Genomic DNA, 6,122 nt, shown 5'->3' on the forward strand with positions numbered 1-6,122 from the left:
AGGTGTCATAAATTGTTCTATCAGTGAGTTAAAACAGACATGCGCTATGCTTCATCATTGAAGAGCAGGCAGAGAATGAATCCCTCCCTGCATTCAAACCTTTATTGGACAGTTGCCCATTTTAAATCGGGTGAAGCCCCGTAAGGGTGTGTTATAAGTCCTTTTACATAAGGTTTTTGCAAATAAGAACGGCCATCGTAATAAAGCGGCCCTACTGCTGCATCCTGAAGGATGATTTTTTCTGCTTGCAATAAGCTGTCCATGCGTTTCTTTACATCAGCTTCTGTTTTCGCGGATGCTACCAGCTGGTCATATTTTTCGTTCAAATAATTTCCGCGGAATGCCGGATTGGATGGTTTTTCCCATAAATCCATATACGTGATCGGATCGTTATAGTCTGCTCCCCATCTATTGATCGCCATTTGATAGTTGTTGTCTCTCATTGTCTGAAGCCGCCCGCTGTATGGCTGAGTCACAAGAGTGATATCGATGCCCAGATTCTTTTTATATTCACTTTGCAGGAATGTAGCTGAGTCTTTTGAAACCGAATCATCAGATGTCAATAATTCGATTGCTGGCGTTTTGCCGAGTTCTTTTACACCCTTGTCCCAAAGCTCCTTTGCTTTTTTAGCATCAGGCTTGATCACTTCTTTCTGAAGTTCCCTGAAGGATTTGCCGTCCACTCCTGCCATTTTCGGAGCTACCAGGCTGTATGCAGGTTCTGAACCATTGTTCAGAATGTTTTTGGTCAACACCTCAGGATCGTAGGCCAATTGAAGCGCTTTTCGGATATTGTCGTTATTAAAAGGCTCTTTGCCAAGATTAAATTGAATGAAATAGGTCCTGAATTCAGTTTCTGAATCAAATTCCGGGTTGTCTTTATATGTGTCTACATCAGATGAAGCGAGAAATACCTTATCAAGCTCCCCAGCCTCATACAGATTCAGAGCAGTACTTTGTTCTTTAATAACCTTCATATTGACCTGCTCGATCGAAACATTCTTGTGGTCCCAGTATTCAGGATTTTTTTTCAATGATACTCCTTTTGCCTGGTCGTAGTCGGTCAGTACATAAGGACCGTTGGCAAGGATCGCATCTGCTGTCAAACCAAATCCTTCCCCTTTTTCTGTGACAAACTTTTCATTAAGCGGGAAATAAGTGACGAATGCCGTCAAGCCCAGGAAGAACGGAGTTGGCTGCACGAGTTCAACCACGAGTGTTTTATCATCTTTCACTTCAATCGCAACTGACTCCGCATCTGCTTCGCCTGCGGCAAATGCGGCTGCTCCTTTGATGTATTCAGATAGAATTGTAGCGTAGGATCCAGCAGTATCTGGATGCAGCGCCCTTAGCCAGGAATATTTAAAATCATTCGCGGTGACAGGTTCACCGTTACTCCACTTTACTCCATCCCTTAGCGTGAACGTGTAAGTTAATCCATCATCTGACATTTTATGGCTTTCTGCGATGGCGGGAACAGGTTCATTATTTTGATCTAGGCGATAAAGGCCTTCCATCACATTGTTTAAAATAGCAAAGGAAATTCCATCTGTCGTTTTGACCTGGTTGAGGTCCGGAATGTCGTTTTCAAGGCTTAAATTAAGGACATTCTCACTTTTCCGTTTTGCGTTATTTTCACCATCTTCTTTGTCTGCAGGCTTAGTCGAAGATCCGCTGAAATTACAGCCAGCTAACAGGACCATAATACTGAGCAACAAAACAGACATCATATTTCGCCAATTTTTTCTCATTTTCTAACCCCCAAAAAATTATTTGACAATTTATCTATTTGCAAGTTCCGTGCCAACTTTCTTTTTCGCCTTTATTGTAGAAAAAATCTAAATTATCTGTATTTGTTAATATAGAATTGGGTTAGCCATATTTTAGAAAACAGGGTCATTAGGCTATTATTGGGTTAACCATTTATTATTAGCGTTCACGATAGAAACTGTTTCCAATTTGGTATAATTCTTGCAAAATACTATTTGTATGCACAGGGAGGGATAATATTGAATTGGAAAAACGGAGTGGAAAAGAAGAAGACGGAATTATTAACGGATTTATTTGATTTATTATCTTTTAAGAGTGTAAAAGATTTGCACTCTAAATCAGAGTCGGCTCCAATGGGAATGGAAATAAAAAAGGCTTTGGATTTTATGCTTCAAAAGGCGGCGGACGATGGATTCCGAACGAAAAATATTGATGGATACGTGGGGGTTGCGGAGCTGGGACCGGAAGATGCACCTGATTATATTTCGGTACTGTGCCATTTAGATGTTGTTCCAGCAACAGGAGAGTGGGCGTCTGACCCGTTTAAGCCAGTGCTTAGAGATGGCAAAGTCTTCGCCCGGGGAGCGATTGATGATAAAGGGCCGACAATGGCAGCCTATTATGCTCTTAAAATCATAAAAGAAAGCGGATTGCCACTAAAGCACCGAATAAGAATTATTTTTGGTACAGATGAGGAAAGCGGAATGTCCTGTATGAAAAAATATGTGCAGGTCGAACCTCAGCCTTTAACGGGGTTTGCGCCTGATGCAGAATTCCCGATTATCCATGCAGAGAAAGGGCAAATAAATGTCGTTCTCAGATTGGAAAAGGCGGACAATATTTCAGGACAATACGAACTGTTGTCATTCTATTCCGGGGAAAAGGGAAACATGGTTCCTGACCAGGCTGTCGCAATCATTCGGGGAAAAGGATTGGAAAGCTTAAGAGAGCGTTTTAAAGCATACTGCGGAAAAGACTACTTAGATTATGCTGTTAAACATAAAGATGATTCTCTCATTTTGACTTTGAAAGGGATATCTGCTCATGGAATGGAGCCTGACAAAGGTGTCAACGCCGCAACAAAGCTTGCGAAGTATTTAGCCGGCGAAGTTTGTGGTGGATCATTTGTAAAGTTTATTGGAGAATGCTTAGATGATGATCCACATGGGGAGAAATTAAATATATCCTTTTCAGATGAGATCACTGGTCCTCTGACTGTCAATCCTGGAATTTTCCGTTTCTCTTCAAATAATTCAGCCTACTTGACATTGAATATCCGTTGCCCTGTTGAAACTCCTTATTTAAGGACAATTGAAAAATTGAGTGAGGCAGTTGGGAAATACGGTTTCGTCATTGAGGAAGTCAGGGAGAAAAAACCGCATCATGTCGAAAAGAGCCATCCTGTTATTAGTGTACTCCAGCAAGCTTACGAACAGGAAACCGGAGAAAAAGCGGTCTTGCTTACTACTGGAGGAGCAACCTATGCCCGTTTCATCGGAAACGGAGTAGCCTATGGGTCTGTTTTTCCTGGGAAACTGAATACGGCTCATCAAATCAATGAATACGTGGAAATAGAAGATCTCTATAAAGCGACTGCAATATATGCAAGAGCCATTTATGATCTGGCCAATCTTTGATTAAATCGGAACGACAAAAAGCAAGTGTGGATTCAGCACTTGCTTTTTGTTAACATATCAATAAACTTCTTTCCCTTTTCAGCTATTTGACTTCCTCTCCTCCCCCTTTCTATTAATATTAATCCATGATCATGCAATAACTTTTGCCGATATCGGAGCTGTTGATCTGAAAGTAGGAATCCTTCCCCGTTTAAGTGGGATAGCATAGAAGACCGTCCTGCTGAAATTACCTCATCACTATTCAAATACTGAAGCATAAGCAAAGCTTCCGAAATGAATCCTTTTTCCGTCAGATCATTTTTGATCCATTGAAGCTCTACCTCATGGCTGCCTTCGGAACGGATATCCGGAAAATGATTATCTCCGATCGGGAGGTCTTCCTTGTACACTTTGTCATTGCATATATGTGCTGCATATTCGACCACGTTACGCAATTCTCTTACATTTCCCGGCCAGTGGTAGCTTTCACATAGCTGCAATGCCTCTTTAGTGAAAATAAGTGGTCCACGCCCCAGCTTTTCCTGAAATTCTTTTGAAAAAAGATTGATGAGCAGAACAATGTCTTTTTTCCTTTCCCGAAGGGGCAAAAGCTTCAAAGGCAATACATTCAGTCGGTAATATAAATCTTGCCGGAATATTCCTTCCTCTATCAACCGGTTCAGGTCTTTATTTGTCGCCGCTATGACTCTGACATCAAGAGGTATGACCCGGTCGCCGCCCACTCTCATAATCTGCCTTTCTTGAAGCACTCTTAAAAGCCGATTCTGAATCACGTTAGATGCATCTCCAATCTCGTCAAGAAAGACACTTCCCAGGTGTGCCTGCTCAAACATTCCGATATGGCCGCTTTTTCTCGCTCCAGTAAATGACCCTGGCTCATACCCGAAAAGCTCGCTCTCCATTAGACTCTCTGAAATTGCTGCAAAGTTGACTCCAATGAACGGCTCGAATTTTCTTGGTGACTCGTGATGGATTGCCTGGGCCATAACTTCTTTACCTGTGCCTGTTTCGCCCAGAATTAAAATAGTTGAATCACTTTTGGCCAGCTTGCTTGCAATTTTGATCATTTCAACCATAGCAACACTGACCGTCTTAATATCGTCGAACCGATATCTTGCCAACAAGTTCCTTTGCTTCGCTTTAAAACGGTAATCGTGCTCTATTTTTTGATAGTCTTCAGCTTTCCTGAATATGACCAGTGTCGAATAAATTTGCTCATCGATAAAAATTCGCTTTTTTCTCATATAAAATGTAGTCCCATTAATTTCAACGAAGTTTTCCTGGCCAACCGCGAGATTCCTCATAGCTTGGTAATAAGCGGGATCCAATGTTTCCATATTATGCTTTTCGTCACGGTGGGTGAGGTTTAAATAATCGGATGCGGTTTTGTTGTACACTTCAACTTCATTATCATTATTGTACACAATCACGGCATCTTCAATATTCTGCACGATACTTTCCAGGCTATTTTGGAGAAGATTTGACCGGAAAATTTCATCACTTAACTCCTGTGACAGATAGACCAATGATTGTATATATCTGGCTGACAAATGGGTTTTTGAGGAAAATGGCGAGATATTAAAATAATTAAATATTTCCACTAAAGTTGATATATCAATCAAGCGGCTGCCTATGTTAATCGTTTTCGTTACCGTTTTCGGTACAAACTGCGGTTCTCCCGGCGTAATCGCAACCGTAATGTCATCATTAGGTATTTCTTGAGGATAAAACGGGAACAATTCTAGTTCGATTCCAGTTTCTTTTAATATGCCAATGGTTTCTTCTGCCGAATGCTTATGGTCGCTGACTAAATAAACCTTCGTCCCTTTCGGTATTTCAAGTAATTGTCTTATTTTCGCATAGTTGATGGTCCTTCTAGTAATGAGGAATGGTGTTTTTTCATGTATGAAAGGTTTCACCATCGTATAAACAATATTACTTGAAATTAAAACCAGTGAATATTTTCCTATCATAGAATGATCCAAATCTTCCACGGTACATCCATCAATTTCAAAATGCTCCCGCAAGCCTATTTCATTTAGCTGCTCAACCAGCGTCTTCAAGGTATTTTTCATATACGAGACAACGAGAATACTTTTTGTACCTGACAAAGTTGATACCCCTTTTGTGCCAATTTTAATTATCTTAAAATTTAATATATTTTCTCTAGTCTAGCACAATCGTCACCATGTACGGATATGTATTTTCTTGCTGTCTTGACCATAATGGGTGTTAAAGGCAGTATCATAAGAGATTACGAACATAAATTAGTGTAGTTATCTTGGATAATTCAGGTCAAACCTGAATCAGGTGCGCCCAACTTTTAACCTTTTTAAACAGGCGGTTTATTTCCTGATAATCAACAACCGGACAGACACCCACTTTTCATAGCGGCGTCCATATCAGCTGCTTCAAAATACTTCCAAAATCAATCGTTCAATTTCAAAAATGACTTTCATTTGAGCACCTTTGTATATTTTTCTTGAATCAAAAATCCATGTTTGCCGTTGCTGCATTCTGAACCGTGCAATAGAGCTGTGTTCATTTTTTTATGGAAATCCCTGTTAAGTAACGATCAAGACAATCACCCATCAAGTCCCCCAGTGATCCAGCCCCATTCGAAATTACCCAGTTTACAGATTTTCCGAACGTGAAAGCCCATGCAGGGCGCAGCCCGTCTTTAGACATGGGATGATAGTGAGGTCAAATACGGAG

3 protein-coding genes are annotated in these 6,122 nt (G+C 40.7%); 1 reads left to right on the top strand and 2 read right to left on the bottom strand.

From position 1 onward, the window contains the following. Positions 1-101: 101 nt before the first annotated feature. Positions 102-1,751: a peptide ABC transporter substrate-binding protein gene (locus CVD19_RS23515; RefSeq protein ID WP_101585611.1), complete on the bottom strand. Its 1,650-nt coding sequence runs from the start codon at positions 1,749-1,751 to the stop codon at positions 102-104. 258 nt (positions 1,752-2,009) lie between these two features. On the opposite strand from CVD19_RS23515, the gene pepV reads away from it, so the two are divergent. Further along, a complete protein-coding gene (gene pepV, locus CVD19_RS23520; protein WP_101585612.1) occupies positions 2,010-3,407 on the top strand; it encodes a dipeptidase PepV in 1,398 nt (465 codons plus the stop codon). Between the two features lie 32 nt (positions 3,408-3,439). Here the strand turns inward: pepV and CVD19_RS23525 are convergent, their stop codons facing one another. Beyond that, positions 3,440-5,518: a sigma-54 interaction domain-containing protein gene (locus tag CVD19_RS23525; protein WP_101585613.1), complete on the bottom strand. Its 2,079-nt coding sequence runs from the start codon at positions 5,516-5,518 to the stop codon at positions 3,440-3,442. Between the last annotated feature and the right edge of the window lie 604 nt (positions 5,519-6,122).

Origin of the sequence: Bacillus sp. T33-2 (assembly GCF_002860205.1) — a bacterium.
In the GTDB taxonomy this organism is placed as follows: Bacteria; Bacillota; Bacilli; order Bacillales; family Cytobacillaceae; genus T33-2.